12 protein-coding genes are annotated in these 18,622 nt (G+C 71.5%); 3 read left to right on the top strand and 9 right to left on the bottom strand.

From position 1 onward, the window contains the following. Positions 1–15: 15 nt before the first annotated feature. From APR04_RS05295 to APR04_RS05330, 8 genes are all read right to left on the bottom strand, one after another. The gene (locus tag APR04_RS05295) at positions 16–4,005 is read right to left on the bottom strand and encodes a LamG-like jellyroll fold domain-containing protein (protein WP_253868352.1); all 3,990 of its coding nucleotides are present in this window, start codon (positions 4,003–4,005) and stop codon (positions 16–18) included. 312 nt (positions 4,006–4,317) lie between these two features. Further along, complete coding sequence (locus APR04_RS05300; RefSeq protein WP_253868353.1) at positions 4,318–6,534, bottom strand: glycoside hydrolase family 31 protein; 2,217 nt, start codon at positions 6,532–6,534, stop codon at positions 4,318–4,320. Continuing rightward, positions 6,531–8,603, bottom strand: a complete 2,073-nt coding sequence (locus APR04_RS05305) for a glycoside hydrolase family 127 protein (protein ID WP_253868354.1) — start codon at positions 8,601–8,603, stop codon at positions 6,531–6,533. The genes APR04_RS05300 and APR04_RS05305 overlap by 4 nt, the downstream gene beginning before the upstream one ends. A gap of 12 nt (positions 8,604–8,615) precedes the next feature. Continuing rightward, entirely contained in the window at positions 8,616–9,473 is an 858-nt protein-coding gene (locus APR04_RS05310) for a carbohydrate ABC transporter permease (RefSeq protein ID WP_253868355.1), read from the bottom strand. Next, positions 9,470–10,444 (bottom strand): carbohydrate ABC transporter permease, encoded by a 975-nt coding sequence (locus APR04_RS05315; protein ID WP_253868356.1) that lies wholly within the window; start codon positions 10,442–10,444, stop codon positions 9,470–9,472. Before APR04_RS05315 ends, APR04_RS05310 begins: the two co-directional genes overlap by 4 nt. A gap of 147 nt (positions 10,445–10,591) precedes the next feature. Continuing rightward, positions 10,592–11,848 carry a sugar ABC transporter substrate-binding protein gene (locus APR04_RS05320; protein WP_253868357.1) on the bottom strand — a complete coding sequence of 419 codons (1,257 nt, stop codon included), beginning with the start codon at positions 11,846–11,848 and terminating at the stop codon, positions 10,592–10,594. Between the two features lie 97 nt (positions 11,849–11,945). Beyond that, complete coding sequence (locus tag APR04_RS05325) at positions 11,946–12,968, bottom strand: LacI family DNA-binding transcriptional regulator (RefSeq protein ID WP_253868358.1); 1,023 nt, start codon at positions 12,966–12,968, stop codon at positions 11,946–11,948. A 436-nt stretch (positions 12,969–13,404) separates the two neighbouring features. After that, the gene (locus tag APR04_RS05330) at positions 13,405–14,514 is read right to left on the bottom strand and encodes a serine hydrolase domain-containing protein (protein ID WP_253868359.1); all 1,110 of its coding nucleotides are present in this window, start codon (positions 14,512–14,514) and stop codon (positions 13,405–13,407) included. A gap of 141 nt (positions 14,515–14,655) precedes the next feature. Between APR04_RS05330 and APR04_RS05335 the strand changes: the two genes are divergently transcribed. Next, positions 14,656–15,546 (top strand): LysR family transcriptional regulator, encoded by an 891-nt coding sequence (locus APR04_RS05335; protein WP_253868360.1) that lies wholly within the window; start codon positions 14,656–14,658, stop codon positions 15,544–15,546. 52 nt (positions 15,547–15,598) lie between these two features. On the opposite strand, the gene APR04_RS05340 is transcribed toward APR04_RS05335, so the two are convergent. Beyond that, positions 15,599–15,913, bottom strand: a complete 315-nt coding sequence (locus tag APR04_RS05340; RefSeq protein WP_308292324.1) for a MarR family winged helix-turn-helix transcriptional regulator — start codon at positions 15,911–15,913, stop codon at positions 15,599–15,601. A 99-nt stretch (positions 15,914–16,012) separates the two neighbouring features. Between APR04_RS05340 and APR04_RS05345 the strand changes: the two genes are divergently transcribed. Beyond that, entirely contained in the window at positions 16,013–16,459 is a 447-nt protein-coding gene (locus APR04_RS05345; protein ID WP_253868362.1) for a pyrimidine dimer DNA glycosylase/endonuclease V, read from the top strand. 472 nt (positions 16,460–16,931) lie between these two features. Next, a complete protein-coding gene (locus tag APR04_RS05350) occupies positions 16,932–18,500 on the top strand; it encodes an HNH endonuclease (RefSeq protein ID WP_253868363.1) in 1,569 nt (522 codons plus the stop codon). The last annotated feature ends 122 nt before the right edge of the window (positions 18,501–18,622 follow it).

Here is an 18,622-nt window from a genome sequence, read left to right on the forward strand (position 1 = left end):
ACCGTCCGGCTCGGGTCAGTCGCAGTCCACCGGCGGGTAGGTGTGCTCCGTCGTGACGCCGGCCGCCGTGACCGTGACGGATCCGGCCGCCAGCGCCGACGAGCGCGCTGGGAAGGTCTGGCGCCAGGTGCGGCCCGGCGCCAGGTGCTCGGTCGAACGGTTCCCGAGCTCGCCCGACACCCGCACGTCGAGCCGCTCGCCCGTGACGTTCTTGGTGCTGACGACCAGGAAGGCACGCGGCCCTCGGCAGACGCCCTCCACGGTGGTCTTGACGGCCTCGGCCCGCTGCGCCGCCGCCAGCGGCGACACGGTGATCCGGTCGACGACCGGTGCCCAGCGCGACCGCAGCGGGAAGTCCGGCCAGACGTCCGACGCGAAGGTGCTGCCGTCGAAGTTCGGCGCCTCCTGCGAGCTCAGCGTGATGGTGTTCTCGCCCTTCTCGAGGTCGAGCACGACGGTCTTCTCCCAGAAGCTGTTCTCGTGGAACGAGTGCGGGAAGAGCACAGGGGCCGACTCGCCCCCGTTCACCGAGATGTCCGCCCGCCGGGCGATCGGGTCCGGGTTGTAGTGCGACGCGGGCGACTGCTCCGGGTTCGAGTACCGCAGGACGACGGCGTGCGGTCCGGTCCGGTCGGTGTCCACCCGGAACGTCAGGGTGTTGCCGTTGCCGGGCTCTCCCCCGACGTCGGTCACTGCCTTGCCGCCCTCGGCGAGGGAGAAGCCGGACACCGCGGCGGAACCCGCGAGCTCGGCGTCCTCGGCCTGGTACTCCGCCGCCGCGAGCGCCCCGGACCCGGGGGACGTCGTCAGCCGGTCGACGACGACGCCGTCGGCGCCGCCGGTCACGACCACCTTGTTCACGCCTCCGGACAGGTGTGCGGCCACCTCGTGGGTCCGCGCCGCCCGGCTCGGTGCGAGGTCGAGGACGTCGCGGCCGTTCACCGCGAGCGTGCCGCTGGCACCGCTGGCACCGCCGAGGGTGTCGACGCTGAGCGTCGCTTCCCCGTCGGTCGCCCCGTAGAGCCAGAACGTGGCGGTCTCGCCCTCGGCCAGCTCGACGCCGCCGGCGCCGGAGACCTCGGCCGGGTCGACACCGTCGGGCGCCTCGTACAGCGCCCGCCCGCCGTCGAGCGTCGCGTGCTCGGCCTCGTACACGGACGTCTCGGCATCCGGGCCGGGCAGGGCCAGGGTGATGCGGTCGACGATCGCGTCGCCCTGCGTGGCGCCGCTGCCGTCGAGGCTGCGTGCGGCGAGCGAGATGGTGTGCGTGCCCGCCGTGAGGTCGACGGTCGTGTCGGCGTGGTCCCAGACCACCCACTTGTAGCCGAGCGGCAGGTGGAGCTCCTGCTCCGCGTCGTCGTCGACCCGCACGAACACGTTGGTCGGGCCCTGCTCCGCCACGGCCTCGAAGGTGTTCTGGCTGTTGGCGAAGACCGACAGGTCGTAGGTGCCGTCCTGCGGCACCGTGACCTCGAAGTCCAGGACGAGGTCGGAGCCGGTGCGCAGGCCGCTGACGTCGTACCCGCCGGAGGTGTAGAACTTGCCCACGTCGGCCGGCGAGCCCTCCGGGCCGTTCAGGCTGTAGCCAGAGCCGGTGTGGGTGGCGTCCTCCGCCTCGTAGCTGCCCTCCCAGGTCGTCGGGGCCGTGCTGGTGGCCTCGCCGACGCCCGCGGGCGTCACGACGATCTCGTAGGCCGACGACTCCCGCAGGAGCGGCAGCGACTCGCCGTCGAACTCGACGACGACCTTCCCGTCGGTCACCGGCATCGTGGTCTCGGCGAGGTGGCGCGGCTGGGCGGAGTCCCCGAGCTGGCCGGTCCAGGGGATCTCGCGCACGGTGACGCGGACGTCGTCGCCGAAGACGTCCTCCGGGACGTTCACGAGCTCGACCGGGGCGGCACCGTCGGACCCGCCGACGATGGTGCGCGCCATAGCCCGCTCGGTGTCCAGGGTGGCGACACCCTGCAGCGTGTAGTTCTCGCCGGGGAACGGCGGCGTCACCTCGACGGTGTGCCCGCTCATCTGGGCGTACGCGTTGAACAGCCACCACTGCCCGTTGCCGCGGTCGGACTGGACCGCGGAGTCGGAGAGGTTGCCGTCGATGTTCCAGTACGCGATGTCGGCGTCGACCTTGGAGTCCTCGATCGCCGAGATCCACTGGATCATCTGCCCCGGCACCGACGTGTGGTAGTTGAACGCGTACTCGTTGATGTTGACCGGCAGCTCGGTGCCCTCGTGCTCGGTACCGGCGAAGACGTCGGCCTCCCAGCCGCGGTAGGTGGCCACCGACTCGCGGATCTTCTCCGGGTGGGACAGCTCGTGCCAGGTCATCACGTCCGGGACCGTCCCTGCCTCGACGGTGTGCTCGAGGTAGCCCTTGACCTGGCCGTAGAGGATGCTGGTGTTCGGCCCGGCGATGCGCGCCCCGGGCATCCGGTCCTTGATGACCGCGTGGACCCGGTCCCAGGCGGCGAGGTAGTCCGTCGGGTCGTCGAGCCACGACGTGCCGTCGTAGCTCCACTGCCCGGTCCCGAACATGTTGCCCTCGGGCTCGTTGAACGGGACGAAGACGACGTTGTCCTGGTACTCGGCAGGCATCTCCAGCACCTGGTCGACCTGCGTGGCGATCTTGTCCACGAAGGTGTCGAGCTTCTCCTGCGGTGTGTCGCCCGGCCACTCGTACGGGAAGCCGCGGTGGATGTCGGTCATGTAGATGTAGACGTCGCCGTCGGTGGCGTCGGCGAGCGGCCGGACGACCTCGAGCGCGTCGGCGCCCGGGTGCTGGGGCCCGTCCTGCGCCTTGGTCGAGACGGTCCGGATCCCCATCCCCTCGATGAGGTTGTCGCTCGGCAGCCCGTCGCCGTAGAGCCCGTACAGCGTGCCGGACGCGCCGCCGTGGAACGCCCCGGTCGCCGAGCCGAGGTCGACCCGCAGCTCACCCCTGTGCACCGTGATGACGGCGGTCACCGGCGTGCCGGCGGCGTGACCCGAGACGGTGAGCTCGCCCGGCTGCGCGTACTGCGCCGGGTCGATCTCGTCCCAGACCACCGGCACCGCGCGGTCGTAGCCGTCGGTGTAGGAGGCACGCACCGCCTCGGGAAGGTCGGGCGCGGCCGCGACCGTCGTGCGCACCTCGAAGGTGTCCTTCGTCAGCTCCACCATGTCTGGCCTCTGTTCCACGAGCTGCGCCACCTGCTCGGCGCTCAGCGCGGCCTGGTACAGGCGGAAGTCGTCGATCGCGCCGTCCAGGAGCGGGTCAGGGTAGAACGACTTGCCGAGGTAGCCGGCCGACTGCGCGGCATCCGTGAGCAGGTCACCGGCTGCCACGGCGGACGGAGCCGAGCCGACGGCCACACCGTCGAGATAGGTGGTGAGCTCGTCGGCCGCCGTGTCGAGCGTGACCGTGAGCGTCACCCAGTCCTCGGCACGCAGCGGGCCGTACCCACCGACCTGCGCCTCGCCGCCACCGCCGTTCGTGGTCAGGGCGGTACGCAGGCGCCCGTCACCGTTCGACGGCGTGGCGAACAGGTAGCGCGTCGAGTCCGTGCCGAGGTCGAAGACCCGCTGCCACGCCCCGCCGGCGCCGTCCCAGCGGACGCGCGCCGACACGGTGAGGTCCGTGGCGCCCTCCAGGGCGGCACGCGGGATCGTCACGTACCCGCCGTCCGCCCCACCGGGCAGGTCGAGCGCGGTGCCGCCGCCCTCGGCGTCGACCGGGCTCGTGGTACCGGAGATCGCACCGTCCAGCCCGTTCCCCGACGCATCGGGCACGACGTCGCCGGCGACGTCGTCCATCGTGTAGTGCAGGTGCGGCGCGGGCAGCTCCTGCTCGGCCGTCCGCGCCGTCGTGCCAGTGGTCGCGGTGACCGGAGCCGCGAGCGCCGCGCCGGCCGTGCTGCCGGCGAGGGCCAGCGTCGCGAGGGCCGCGACCGCGGTGCGCAGGGATCTGCGCCGGGCGGGCCCGCGCGCGGGGGCTCCGCTACTGCTTGAAGGTGTCGTGCTCATCGTTGAGTGCCTTCCTTCTCATCGTGGTGGAACGGGGATCGTGGGTGGAACGGGGATCGGCCAGGTGGCCTGCGTCTTCGAGATCGGCCGGTTGCTGGATCAGCTCCTTGAGATCGGTCGAACCGGTTCGACAGTGCTCAGCCCGACGGAAGGAGAGTCCCGAGGTCGGCAGTCCGCTGCGGGCCGCCCGCGGGTTCGGCAGGTCGCATCGAGATCGGTCCAGCGCTGGACCGATCTCGATGCACGGGCCGACCTCGCGCGGGAAGGCCGGCCTCGCGGAACGAGCCCCTGGCCGGGCCGCACCGGGCGCACCTAGGCCGCCCCCGCAGTGGTTGGCCCAGAAGTGGTTGGCCCAGAAGTGGTTGGCCCAGCAGCACCCGGACCCGCCATCGACGCCCCGACAACAGGCGTGCCAGGAGCGACTCGGCCCGTCGTACGGCCGACCACCTGGGGCAGCGCGCCGTCGCGCAGGAACACGGGCACGACGTCGAGCGGGGCGTCCGCGCGCACCGTCCCCCCGCCGTCGTGCACCACGCCGGTGGCGGCATCGGTCCAGCGCGCGCCCGCGGGCAGGTAGACGTCGCGCTCGCGGGCGCCGGCGGTCAGGACGGGCGCGACGAGGACGTCCGGGCCCAGCAGGAACTGGTCGTCGACGTCCCAGGCCCGCGCGTCGTCGGGGAAGTCGTGGAACAGGCCGCGCATCACGGGCTGGCCGTCGGTGTGCGCGGCGCGCATGGCGTCGCGGACGTAGTCGCGCAAGGTCTCGCGCAGGTGGACGTAGCGTTCCAGCACGCCGTAGACCTCCTCGCCGAAGCTCCACAGCTCGTTGGGGCCGCCGGAGGGCAGGCGCGGCGAGCCGTCCGCCGCGACGACGTCCTCGCGCGGCAGCCGGTCGCCGTGCAGCCGCATGACCGGGCTGAAGGCGCCGAGCTGGAACCAGCGCACGAGCAGCTCGTGGAAGGCCGGGTCGGTGACGTCGCCCCGGTGGAACCCGCCGATGTCCGTGGTGAACCACGGGATCCCCGCGACTCCCATGTGGATGCCCGCGGTGACCTGGCGGGCGAGGTCCTCGAACGTCGAGGAGATGTCGCCCGACCACGCCAGCGCCCCGTAGCGCTGGCTGCCCGCCCACACGCAGCGGACCAGGTTGACGACCTCGTTCTCGTCGTCGGTCCCGCCGTCGGCACGCTGGCCCTCGTAGAAGGCGCGTGCGAACGCCTGCGGGTAGACGTTGCCCACGCGCAGGGCGGGGCCGAGGTGGTACCGGTAGGCGTCGTAGTCGTAGACGCCGTACTCGGGCTCGGCCTCGTCCAGCCAGAAGGTGCGGATGCCGTGCTCGCCGTAGTTGCGCCGGCACGTCTCCCAGAGCCAGCGCCGCGTCTCGGGGTTGGTCACGTCGAGGAACGTGCTGGGCCCCTGGAACGCCATCTGGACGTCGATCCCGCGGTCCGCGCGGACGAGCAGGTTGTTCCGTCGCAGGTACGAGTCGTTCTCCGACTCCAGGGAGACCTGCGGCCAGACCGAGACCATGAGCTCGGCGCCGAGCTCCTTCAGCTCTGCGACCATCGCCGAAGGGTCCGGCCAGAACTCCTCCTCGAACCGGTAGTCGCCCATCTTCGGCCAGTGGAAGAAGTCCGCGACGATGACGTCCAGCGGCAGCCCCCTGCGGCGGTGCTCGCGCGCCACCTCCAGGAGCTGCTCCTGGTTCCAGTACCGCAGCTTGCACTGCCAGAACCCGAGCCCGCGCTCGGGCATCATCGGGGCGTGCCCGGTGGCGTCGGCGTAGGCGCGGGAGATCTGCGCGGGCGTGCGCCCGGCGGTCACCCAGTAGTCGAGCTGCTTCGTGGACTCGGCGTGCCACTCGGCGCGGTTGCGCGCGAACGTCGCGCGCCCGATCGCCGGGTCGTGCCAGAGGAACCCGTACCCGCCGCTCGACATCACGAACGGCACGCTCGCCTGCGAGTTGCGGTGCGCCAGCTCGAACGTGGAGCCCTTGAGGTCCAGCACGTGCTGCTGGTACTGCCCCATCCCGTACAGCTTCTCGTCCGGGTCTGACTCGAACGACGCCGTGAGCGTGTGCCCGTCGTCGCCGAGGCGCGGGCGGAAGTTCCGGGCGCGCAGCTGCAGCGAGCCGCCGCGGTCGATCTCGCGCAGCAGCAGCCGGCCGTCGGCGTCGTAGAAGGCCAGCTCGCAGTGCGACACCTCGTAGCCGACGATCTCGTGGAACCCGGACGAGGCGGTGAGCTCCACCCGGATGGCGCCGTTCACCAGCGTCGCGCCGTCGGCCCTGACCTCGACCCGGGCGTCCTCGTGCGCTGCCGGGCCGGGCGGCAGCAGCGCCCAGTCGGTGTCCTCGACGTCGCCGAGGACCGTCGCGCGCACCCGCACGCTGTCGCGGCCCCACGGCTCGACGACCAGCGTCTCGCCGCCGCCCCGCCAGGTCAGGCGTGTGCCGACCGCGCGGACGGGCAGGTCGGCGAGGACCGGCGTGGGGACCGGCGGGGGGGCCGGCATGGGGAGGTCGGTCATCGGGTCTCCTCGGACGGGGTCGTGGGGATGAACACGCGCATCGTCGACGGGCCGCGCTCCGCCCAGCGGTGATAGGGCACGAGCGGCAGGTCCAGCCCGGCCGGCACGCCGTCGGTCCCGGTACTGCCGAGACCTCTCGGCTCTCCGGTGCTTCCGGGGGCGAACGGCGGCGTACCCGTCCCACCGCCCGGCAGCGAGAGCGCACGCGTGCTGACGACGGCGCCGTCCCCGTGCGCCCGGGGCGCGACGGCGGGGTCGAGCCGTACCTGGTCGAGCGCGACGCCGTCGGGCAGGTCCACCGACTCCAGCGCCAGCACGAGCGGGCCGCGTTCGACGGCGACGGTCCCGCGTACGGCGTCGACCCGGGGATCGGGCCAGGTCAGACGCGGGCCGACGGGCAGGTCGAGCATCACGACGTCACCCGCCGCGAGGGCACCTGTTGTCGCCCACCCCGGTCCGACGGCGACGGCCGGGCCGTCCGGGCCGGTGAGCGTGGCGCCGTCGGCCCAGTGCGGTACGCGCAGCCGCAGCGTGACGGGCCGCTCGGGGACGGCGGTGACCTCGACGCGGATGCGGCCGTCGTGCGGGTACTCGGTGGTCACCCGCAGGGCGAGCTCGCCGCCGTCGCCGAGCACGACCCGGAGGTCGCCCGCCGCGTACTGGGTGAGGGTCACGACGGCTCCGCCGTCCGGTGCACCGTCCGGTGCGCCTGCGGGCGAGCCTGCGGGCGACTCCTCGACGAACGCCGCGTACGCCTGCCACGAGGCGAGGGTGCGCGCCACGTTGGTGGGGCAGCACGACACGTCGAACCACGGCGCCCGCACGCCGCCCTCCGCACGGGGGTTGACCGCGTCGGGCCGCACGTCGGCCCCGGGCTCGCGCTGCTGCAGCGGGTTCGCGTAGAAGAATGCGCGCCCGTCCGCGCGGGGCGAGGTCGCCACGACGTTGTAGAGGGTGCGCTCGATGAGGTCGGCGTAGCGCACGTCGCCGGTGGCCAGCAGGAGGCGCCAGGAGACCATGACGGAGGCGACGCCGGCGCAGGTCTCGCAGTACGCGCGGTCGGGCGGCAGCTCCCAGTCGTCGCCGAAACCCTCGTCCTGGTGCCGCGACCCCATGCCGCCGGTCAGGTAGGTCCGCCGCTCCACGGAGCGTGTCCACTGCCGTTCGACGGCGGCGCGGAGGTCGTCGTCGGCGGTGTCCACCGCGACGTCGACCGCCCCGGCCGCGAGGTAGAGAGCGCGTACCGCGTGCCCGCGCCAGACGTCGGCGTCGCGTACCGGCACGTCGTCCTGGAAGTACGCCGGGCTGAGCAGCGCTGTCGGCGCCAGGGTGCCGTGCCCGCGGCGCTCGACGAAGATCCGCGCCTGCTCGGTGTACCGGGGCTCGTCGAGCGCGCGGCCGAGCTCGGCGAGGCCGACCTCGATCTCGGGGTGACCGCAGATGCCGGCCCGTTCGTCGCTGTCCCGTCCGTCGCTGTCCCGCCCGTCGCTGCCCCGCCCGTCGGCGCCGAACTCGCGGCACACGTGGTCGGCGGCGCGGCGGGCGATCTCCACCAGGGCGTCCCCGCCCGCCGTCCGCCCGGCCGTCCGCACGCGGGCGACCGCCGCCTGCAGCAGGTGGCCGGTGCAGTACAGCTCATGACCGGACGACAGGTCGGTGTACCGCCCGGCCTGCCTCGTGTGCCCGAAGCAGGTGTTCAGGTACCCGTCCTCGTCCTGCGCGGCCGCCACCCGGTCGACGACCTTGCGCAGCAGCTCGTCGAAGCCCGCGTCACCGGTGCGGCCGTACTCCCAGGCCAGCGCCTCCAGCAGCTTGTAGACCTCGGAGTCCGAGAACTGCCAGCCCGGCCGGTCCCCGCCGGTGGCGCCCTCGGCGACGCGGTCGAAGTTGCCGAACCAGCCGAGCTCCTCCATCCAGTCGAGGCAGTGCCGCAGCGTGGCCCGCGCGTTCGTCTCCTGGAGCACGCCCCAGAAGCCGCCGTCGAGCCGCAGCTCGCCGACGCCGAGCCCGCGGCGCGGGCCGCGGGGCGCGACCGGGGACGCCGTCGGCGTCGAGAGGTGATGTGTCACGAGGTTCCTTCGTCAGTCCTTGACGGCGCCGGCGGTGACGCCCGCCGCCACGTAGCGCTGAGCCACGACGAGCAGGATCGCGGCGGGCACCGAGGCGACGACGGCGGTCGCCATGATGGCGTTCCACTGCGTCGTGTTGTTGCCGATGTAGTTGTAGATGCCGAGCGTGATCGGGATGAGCTCGCCGTTGCGGTTCAGGGTCGAGGCGAAGATGAAGTCCGACCACGCCCACAGGAACGCGAACAGCGAGACCGTGAGCGTCGAGTTGCGACTCACCGGCAGCACTATCGAGCGGAAGGTGCGCCAGGCGCTCGCGCCGTCGACCCGGGCGGCCTGCAGCAGCTCGCGCGGGATGCCGGACATGAACGCCGTGTAGAGCAGCACGCCGAACGGCACAGCGACCGTCGAGTCGGCGATGATCAGGCCACCGAGGGTGTTGAGCAGGCCGAGGCTGTTGTAGACCGCGTAGAACCCCATCGCCATGACCACTGCCGGGATCATCTGCGCGACCAGCAGCAGGAAGTTCAGGGTGCGGCCGCCGCGGAGGTTCAGCAGCGCCAGCGCGTACCCGGCGGGCGCGGCGATCACCACGGTGAGCACCACGCAGCCGAGCCCCACGAGCAGGCTCGTCCCGAGGGCCGGGAGCTGCTGCTGGAACACCGCCGTGTACCCCTCGAACGTCGGGTCCCAGGGGAACCAGTGCGGTGGGTCGGCCCGCAGGTCGCTGGTCTGCGTCAGGGAGACGTTCACCATCCAGTAGACGGGGAACAGCATGAACGCGGTGAGGACGAGGCCGAGGGCGGTCTTCCACCAGGGCTTGCCCGGCGTGCTCCTGGTCGGGGTCGTCCCCGTCGTGCCGAGGCTGGTCATGAGTCCTCCTGTCGTCGCTGGAGCTGGAGGTGCAGGAACCCGAAGACCAGGGCGATCAGGATCAGCAGGTTGCCCACCGCCGCGGCCGGCGAGAAGTCCGGCTGGCCCGTCCCGAACGCCTCCCGGTAGGACCAGATGGCGAGCGTCGTCGACGCGTCGCCGGGTCCGCCGGTGGTCATGATCCAGATGACGTCCACGACCTTGAGCGTGTAGATCAACCCGAGCAGGATCGTGATGGCGGACACCGGGCGCAGCAGCGGGAACGTGATGCTCCAGAACTGCTTCCACGGGCCGGCGCCGTCGAGCGACGCCGCCTCGTACACCTCGCCAGGGATGTTCTGCAGCCCCGAGTACAGGATCACGAGGTTGAACGGGATGCCGAGCCAGATGTTCGCGATCGTCACCGAGAGCAGCGCGGTGCCCGGCGAGGTGAGCCAGTTGATCTGCCCCACGCCGAAAGCCGCCAGCACCGAGTTCACGATGCCGTTGTCGCTGTTCAGCATCCACGCCCACGTCGAGGCGGACACGATGAGCGGCAGCAGCCACGGCACGAGGAACATCGCGCGCAGCAGACCGGACAAGCGGAACCCGGACCGGAAGAACACCGCGAGCGCCAGGCCTGTCGCGTACTGGAAGACGATCGAGACGACGGTGAAGACCGCGGTGTTCCACAGCGCCGTCGGGAACGTCGCCGAGCTGAACACCTCTGCGTACTTCTCGAACCCGACGAACTCGGCGTTGCCCTGGACGAACGCGCGGATCGTGTAGTCGTGGACGCTGAGATCGATGTTGCGCACGAGCGGGTAGGCGTAGAAGAGGATCAGGTAGACGAGCAGCGGCGTGGCGAAGCCGGCGGCGGCCCACTGGGAGGCCGCGGGGCCGCGGCGGCGCCGGGGTGCCGGTACCCGGCCTGCTCCGGGGCCGACGCCCGGGGGCGCTCCCGCCGTGGCCGTGGCCTCGGTGGTGGTCATCACGGGGATTCCTTCATGAGTTCGGCGCGTCAGACGCACAGGTCGTTCCGGTGACCCGTGCGTCTGACACGGGCGCTGGGCTGACAGTGGCTCAGCTCGTCCGGGTCAGCTCGTCCGGGTCAGCTCGTCCGGCTCAGCTCGTCCGGGTCAGCTGGTGCCGGTTTCGGCATCCGCCTGGGCGGTCTCCAGCGCCTCCTGCGCCGTCGCCGCGCCGGACAGCGCGTTCTGCACCGCGGTCCACAGCGCCTCGGAGATCACCGGGTAGTCGGCGCCGAGGTCGTCGCTCGTGCGGCCCTTGGCGTTGCGCACTGCCTCGACCCAGGGCTCGAGCTCCGGCTTCTCCTCGACGAGCGCCGCCTGGCCGTCCGCCGTCGGCGGGACGTAGTAGGCGAACGTGTTCGCCGTCTCGACGAAGCCCTCCGGCGTCGTCATGCACTCGACGATCTGGCGGGTGACGTCGTAGCGCTCCGTGTCCTCCTGCACGGGGGCCAGGATGAACTCACCGCCCGTCGGGGCCTGCGCGACGCCGCCGTCGCGCCCGGGAAGCTGGACCACGCCGGTCTCGAAGTCGGCGCCCGCGGCGCTGTCGACCTGCCAGGTGCCGTTCACGGCGAAGCCGAAGTCTCCGGTGAGGAACTCCTCCCACGTCGTGTTCTGGGAGTTGTTGATCACCGAGTTGGGCGCGTAGCCCTCCTCGAGCCAGCCCGTCCACAGCTCGAGCGCCGCGACGGCCTCGGGCGAGTCGAGGTCACGCAGGTCGGCGCCGGCGCCCCAGAACCAGGGCAGGAACTGGAACGAGCCCTCCTCCGTGCCGATGCCGGCAAAGGTGATGCCCTTGTCCCCGTTGCCCGTGACGGCCTTCAGGGCCGCCGTGAGCGAGTCCCAGTCGGTGACCGAGGCCGGGTCGACGCCCGCGTCCGTCAGGATGTCCGCGTTGTAGTAGAGCGACAGCGTGTTGGCGCCGATCGGGATGCCGTACGTCTCCCCGCCGACGACGCCTGCCGCGAGCAGGTTCTCGTCGATGGCAGAGGTGTCCAGGCCGAGCTCGTCGACCGTGGTCAGCATGCCGGTGTCCGAGAGGGTGGAGACCGCCGGGTTGTCGAGCAGGATGACGTCGGGGGACGTGCCCTCCTGCGCGGCGAGCAGCGCCTGGTTGGTCAGCGCCGTGGTGTCGTAGGCCGTGCGCTCGATGGTGACCCCGGCCTCCTCGCCGCAGGCCTGGACACGACCCGCCCAGTCCGACGCGTCGTCGTGCTGGGGGTACGGGTCCCACCAGGTGTAGGTGCTGGCGTCGCCGCCGGACTCACCGGCGGCTGCGCCCGACGAGCAGGCGCCGAGCACGCCGACCAGGGCGAGCGCGGCGACCGCCGCGAGGGTGGTGGGCTTGCGCCTCGGGTGGTGCATGGTTCCTCCTTGAACTGTTCCGGACCGACTGCGTCGTCGGCCGGCTGGGGGTGCTCTGTGCGGCTGGGGTGCTGTGTCCGGCTGCGGGGGGGGTCGGTCAGGCCGCGCGCGGCACGCCGGTGCTGCCGCGGTCGACCAGCTCGGGGGTCACGAACCGCACGACGTGCGGCTCGTCGGCTGCCACCTCGCCCTCGATGCGGCGCACGAGCTGCCGCACGGCCATGCGGCCGAGCCGGTCGGGGGCGCTCTCGATCGAGGAGTACGGCAGGGAGAAGGTGCGGGCGAACTCGTCCGAGTACCGCCCGACGACGGACAGGTCGCTGGGCGCCGTCAGCCCACGGTCGTGCAGGACGGTCGGCAGCGCCGCCGCCGCGGCCTCGTTGTTGATCAGCAGTCCGGTGACACCGGGCCGGGCGTCGAGCAGGGCGTTCAGGTCCCGGCCGACGTCGGGCTGGCGCGACGACCCGGACACGGTGTGCAGCGTGATGCCGCGCGCGGTGGCCGCCTCGAGGGCGGCGTTCTGCAGGCGCCACACGTAGGCGCCGCCGCGTTCGATCACGTGCTCCGGCTGCGACACCAGGGCGACCTCGCGGTGCCCGAGACGGTGGAGGTGGTCCACCATGAGCCGGCCCGCCTCCTCGAAGTCGAGGTCGAAGACGTCCACGCCGCTGCAGTCGGCGGGCAGGCCCACCAGCGCCCCCGGCTGCGCGGCGGACCGCAGGATCGGCAGTCGCTCGTCCCGCTCGGCCACGTTGAGCAGCACTATGCCGTCGACCATGCGCGAGTCCGTGATGCGGCGCAGGGCGCGCGTGCCGTCGGCGTCGGACACCAGCAGGATGTCGTAACCCAGCTCGCGGGCCGTGTTCGAGACGCCCAGCATGTACTGGAGCATCGCGGGGGCGAACTCGTCCTCGAGGAACTGGGCGAGCAGCCCGATCACCATCGTCTGCGACGTGGCGAGCGCTCGCGCCCCGGCGTTCGGCGTGTAGCCGAGCTGCCGGACGGCGTCCTCGACGCGCCGGCGCACGTCCGCCGAGATCGCGCGCTTGCCCGACAGCGCGTACGACGCCGTGCTGCGCGACACCCCTGCTGCCTGGGCGACATCCCCGATGGTGGCCACTTTGTCTCCTTGCGTTGCTGCTCGTGCTTCCGTCTGCTGTCGTGCTTGCGTGCTGCACGCGCTCTGCGTTGTGCGCGTGCCCGGCGTCGCCGCTCGGGCCGGCCCGCTTCCGTTGCGAACCGGTTCGACTCTAACCACACCATTCCGTGGACCGCAAGATCGCACTTTTTGGACAGTTGCCTCGTACGACGTTCGAAACTAGCGTTTTGCCAGGTGAGACGTCGAACCGGTTCGGACGTGCCGCAGCAGAACTCACCCGCCCGCCCGGACGAGGAGGTGCCGTGGGACGTGCCGAGCTCTGACGCGCGTCTACCCAGCGATCCGGCCCGGAAAACACGTGATCTCGGGCCAGATCGCTGGGCAGACGCCCGCCGGGGCGGTGCGGCCGCGCGCCGGGCGGCCGGCTAGTCAAACAATCGGTCAGTCGGTCAGTCGGTCAGGCCGCGTTCCTTGCCTCGAAGACCGTCCGGACGAGCACCTGGGTCGCCTCCTGGAAGGCGACGCTCATCGACAGCGCGGCGTCGTCCACGTAGTTCACTGCCGCGGTCACCGTGCGGCTGCCGTCCGGCGTGCTGTACATCAGGGCCGCGTGGCCCGCGATGCCGCCGTTGTGGGTGATCACGGTGCCGCCGTCGCCTGTCGGCTGGACGAACACACCGAGGCCGTAGCCCGCCTTGGGGTGCGGTGTGCACATCTCGGCGAGCAGGCGATCGGGCAGCAGCTCTCCGCTCACGAGCGCGGAGATGAACGTGTGCAGGTCCTGGGGCGTCGAGATCATGTCGCCGCCGGTGGCGATCCAGGACGGGTTGTGGCGAGTGACGTCCGTCGTCTTCTCCTCGCCGCTGTCGTCGTACCGGTAGTAGGCATGGGAGTGCGGTGCGGGGATCTCCTTCGAGGTACCCGGCACCACAGTTCCGCTCAGGCTGAGCGGTCCAAGGATCAGCCGGTGCATCTCCTCGGCGAGCGAACGGCCGGTGACCCGCTCGATCAGCAGCCGGACCAGTACATAGTTGGTGTTGGAGTAGCTCCAGTCCGTGCCCGGCTCGAACCGTGCAGGGTTGGAGAGCGCGACCCCGACGAGCTCCTCCGGCGCGTAGGACTGGAACCGGTTGTCCACCCATTCCTTGCCGGACGTCGTGGCGGGGATACCCGGCACGAACGTGCCGTCCTCGTAGTACTCGCCGGTGAAGTTGAAGACGCCGCTGGTGTGCTGGAGCAGCATCCGCAGCGTGATGCGCTGGTCCAGCTCCAGCTCGGGCAGGCGGTCGTGCACCGGCGCGTCCAGCTCGAGCAGGCCTTCGCCCACCAGGGCCAGGGCGACGGTCGCGGCGAAGGCCTTGGTGTTGCTACCGATCCGGACGTGCCCGTCGGGCGGGGGCGGGGTGCTGTCGTCCAGGGACCGACGCCCGGCGACGCCCGTCCAGTCACCCTGCTCGTCGTGGACGCGCAGCTGGACCCCGACGAAACCTGAGTCGACGAACTTGTCGATGACTCGCTGCAGCTCGTCGCGATCGGCTGCCTGCGGGGAGGAGGAGGGCACGCTCATGATGACTCCGTTCGATGAGTGGGAGGCGGCCTGGACCGGACGTGGTCCTGGCCGCCGCACTTATCATCGATCCCGACCAAACGCCCATCAACGGCGCAACTCGCATAGCAGCGATCACTTCCGCTGATCGACAGGAGGACCATGGAGCTCCGAGAGATCGAGATCTTTCTGACCCTCGCTGAGGAGCTCCACTTCGGCCGCACCGCGGATCGTCTGCACCTGTCGCAGGCCCGGGTCAGCCAGGCCATCAAGAAGCACGAGCGCAGCATCGGTGCGCAGCTGTTCCACCGCACCAGCCGTGTCGTGCGCCTCACGCCTCTCGGGGAACGTCTGCGGAACGACCTGCGCCCGCTCCTGCGGGGCATCAACGAGAGCACGGAGCGGGCACGCCTGATAGCGAGCGGCAGGGCCGGCGTCCTGCGCGTCGGGACCACCGCCAGCAACACCCTGGAGCTACGCCCCTTCTGGGACGCGTTCCGCGCGGAGCATCCCGACTGGGACCTGCGCGTGCGCTACCAGCCCTTCAGCAACGCCATCGACGTGCTGCGCCGGGGAGACATCCACGTCTTCATCGGCTGGCTGCCCGTGACCGAGCCCGATCTGACAGCGGGGCCCGTCATGTTCACCGAACCGATGGTCGTGGCGCTGTCTCCCGACCACGACCTCGCCGCACGCGATGCGGTCAACCTGGAGGATCTCGCCGCCTTCGCGGTGATCGACACCGCCGACGCCCTCCCGCTCGACTACATCGGCGTGTTCAACCCGTTCCAGACGCCCAGGGGGCGAGACATCGGCCGCGGCCCCGTGGCAGGGGACGTGGAACAGATCTTCGACGCGATCGCGAACGGCGAGATCGCCCAGCCCCTCAGTGGCCACGCCGCCCGCTACCACCTGCGCCCCGATGTCATCTACCGACCGTTCCGCCAGGACTGGACGGTCAGCTGGGGTCCCATCTGGCGGACCGAGAACGAGAACGCTGGCATCCGTGCCCTCGCGGCCGTGCTGTCCGCCCTGGGCCCGCGAGAGCTCTGAGCGTCCGGCCAGGATCACCGTGCCCGGCCAGGACTACCGCGTCAGGCCAGGATCACTGGGGCGCCGTGCCCTGGCCCGGGGAATTCCCCGGGCCAGCGTCCTGGTCCTCGGCCGTGCCCGCCAGGTCGTCGAGGAACCGGGTGACGATCTCGCGCCCCTGCGGGGTCAGGCGCGCTGCGGCGTCGAACCGGCAGGCGTGGGTACGGCCGACGGTCTGCCGCGCCGCGTGGCGCGTGTCCTCGGTGACCTCGATCCCGAGGCCGCGCCGGTCGGAGGGATGCGCAGACCGCAGCACGTGGCCGCCCGCCGCCAGCCGGTCGATCAGCTTCGTGGTCGACGCCGTCGTGATGCCCAGGTGCTCGGCGATCGCGAGTTAATTGCGTCATGTGCTTGAATGTAGCCTGGCTAGCTAATTATGCTGGCGGATATCGGCGCGCCCCGACAACCGGAGATGGAGTCCTGCCGCATGCGGCTCTGGTCCCTCGACCCTGCCCTGCTCGACCGACAGGGTCTCGTCGCGTGCTGGCGCGAGGCGCTCCTGGCGCAGGCGGTGCTCCTCGGCCGCACCCGCGGTTACACCGCGCACCCGCAGCTCGAACGCTTCCGGGAGCACCCGCAGCCCGCGACCGCCATCTCCGCGTACCTCCACGGCGTGCGCGACGAGGCGATCCGGCGCGGGTACCAGTTCGACGCACAGCGGATCGCGCAGCCCCTGGGTCAGCGCGTCCACGACACGCCCAGGATCCTCGTGACCACCGGGCAGCTCGACCTGGAGTGGCAGCACCTCCTGCACAAGCTCGCCGTCCGCTCCCCCGCCCACCACGCCCGTCTCGTCGCCAGCGAGACTCCGGCGCCCCACCCGCTGTTCGTCGTCGTACCCGGCGGCGTGGCGACCTGGGAGCGCGCCTCATGACCCTCGGATCCCGCGTGCCGCACTGACTCCGGGTGACCCTGCCGGCCGTGTTCGTCGGCATCTGGTTCGTCGGCGCGGCGATCGGCGGGCCGTACTCCGGCCGGGTCGACGAGGTCTCCTCCGACGACCGCACCAGAGGGCTCCGCGGACGGGCTCGCTGCCCCACCTACGGTCCGACGGTGGTCCTCGCCCTCGGCTGCGCCGGGATCACTCAGCTCCGGGCGACGGGCGTGCCGAAGCCGGACTCGTCCTCGGCACCTCCGAGGCCTGGCAGGAGCGGCTCGTGGCGCCGCGATCCAGCACAGGGCCGGTCGCGCCCAGATCACCACGCTCGGCGATCAAAAAGTTATCCACAGATCTTCTGCTCGCCCATTGATGCGAACTTTTGTTCGATACGGTTGCAGGGTGCAGACGGGGTGCCTCAAGGCCACTCCGCACGGCGACGGACGGATCGCAAGAGGGGGTGGGGGCCGTGGCGGCAGACCAGTACGACAGCGATGTCCCGCGCCCGGTCGAGAGCATCCTTGCTGAGCTGGAGCACCTGCTGGACGAGCTCGCTCATGCTGCCGGGCCGGACGCTCTGGATGGTGCTCGTGCGGGCCTCGGTGCCGGCCTCGGTGCTGGTTCGGCGTCACGCGGGGCGGTAGAGATCTCGCGTCTGGTCGAGGTCTCGGCGCGGCTGCGGGTCGCGGGTACCCGGATGGATGCCGTGCGCTGGTCGGTACTGCCCCGCATCGAAGCCGCAGGACTGTGGGCCCAGTCGGGTGCCCGCACGTTCGCCCTCTGGCTGGCCCGCGCCGAGGACGTGCAGGCCGGGACTGCCAAGCGTGAGGTCCGTACCGCCCGGGCGTTGCGTGACCACCTTCCCGCGACCCTGACCAAGGCGCTCGCCGGACACATCAGCGAGGACAAGGTGCGAGCTCTGGTCGAGGTCGCGACCACCAGCACCGAGCGCACCCAGGCCCTCGGAGCGCCGGCGGTCGACCTGGCCACCATCGAACCGGCCCCGCACGAGCCTGCCCCGGACAGCACAGACACCGACGGCACCGACGGTGCGCTCGATGGTGCGCTCGATGGTGCGGACGGCGTGGTGCCTGCGGTCGGGTCGCCGACGTGGGAGGAGCAGTTGCTCGACTGGTCGAGGCAGAACGGACCGGACCGGTTCAGGGGCCTGGTGCGCTACTTCGCCCGCCACGCCGACCCGGAGGCGGACGAGCGCGGCTACGTCAAGGCCAAGGACCGTGAGTACGTGGATGTCTCGCCGACGCTGGGTGGGTACCACCTGTCCGGGTTCCTCACCGAGGAACACGGCCAGGCCTTGACCACCGCGATCGGGTCGGTCATGGGCGCCCCCGCCGCCGGCGACGACCGCACACCCGGACAACGCCGAGCCCAGGCTCTGGCCGACATCGCCCGCGTCGTGCTGGACAACGCCCACACCGGCACCGGTGCCTCCGTGCGCCCACACCTGTCGGTCACCGTGTCCTGGAGCGAGCTCCAAGCACTGGCGGCCAAGAACCAGATCAACGACGACCGGCCCAGCACAGCGACCACCATCAGCACCGCGGGCGCGGCCGGTCCAGGTAGCGCAGGCGCGAACGGGCGCCGCAGGCCGGGCGTGCCCACCATCAAGACCCCCGCGGTGTTCACCGAGACCAACCATCCCGTCCCGGCCAGCCTCCTCCGCCGCCTCGCATGCGACAGCCAGATCACCCGCATCGTGTTCGGACCCGACTCCCAGATCCTGGACGTCGGCCGTAGCCAGCGCACCATCACAGGACAACTACGACGAGCCGTCATCGCCCGCGACAAACACTGCGTCCTGGGCCAGTGCGACCAACCACCCTCACGCTGCGAGGTCCACCACGCCCTACGCCACTGGGCCGACGGCGGCGAGACCAGCGCGAGCAACGCCGCCCTGCTCTGCTGGCATCACCACGACCTCGTCGACAGCCAAGGCATCACCATGCACTACGACAACGGCTGGCACTTCACCGACCGCGACGGCCACCCCATCCACACCACCAGCCCCAGCACGTGACCGGGCGCCACCGCGTTCGCCACCGCCCACCACTCCTGCGGAAGCCCTCACTCTGGCCCCGGTCCTTGCCCACCAGCAGTCCGGCCCCGTGCACCAGGACCCGTGCACCAGGACCCGTGCAC

The sequence above is a fragment of the Promicromonospora umidemergens genome, assembly GCF_024171995.1.
GTDB lineage: Bacteria > Actinomycetota > Actinomycetes > Actinomycetales > Cellulomonadaceae > Promicromonospora > Promicromonospora umidemergens.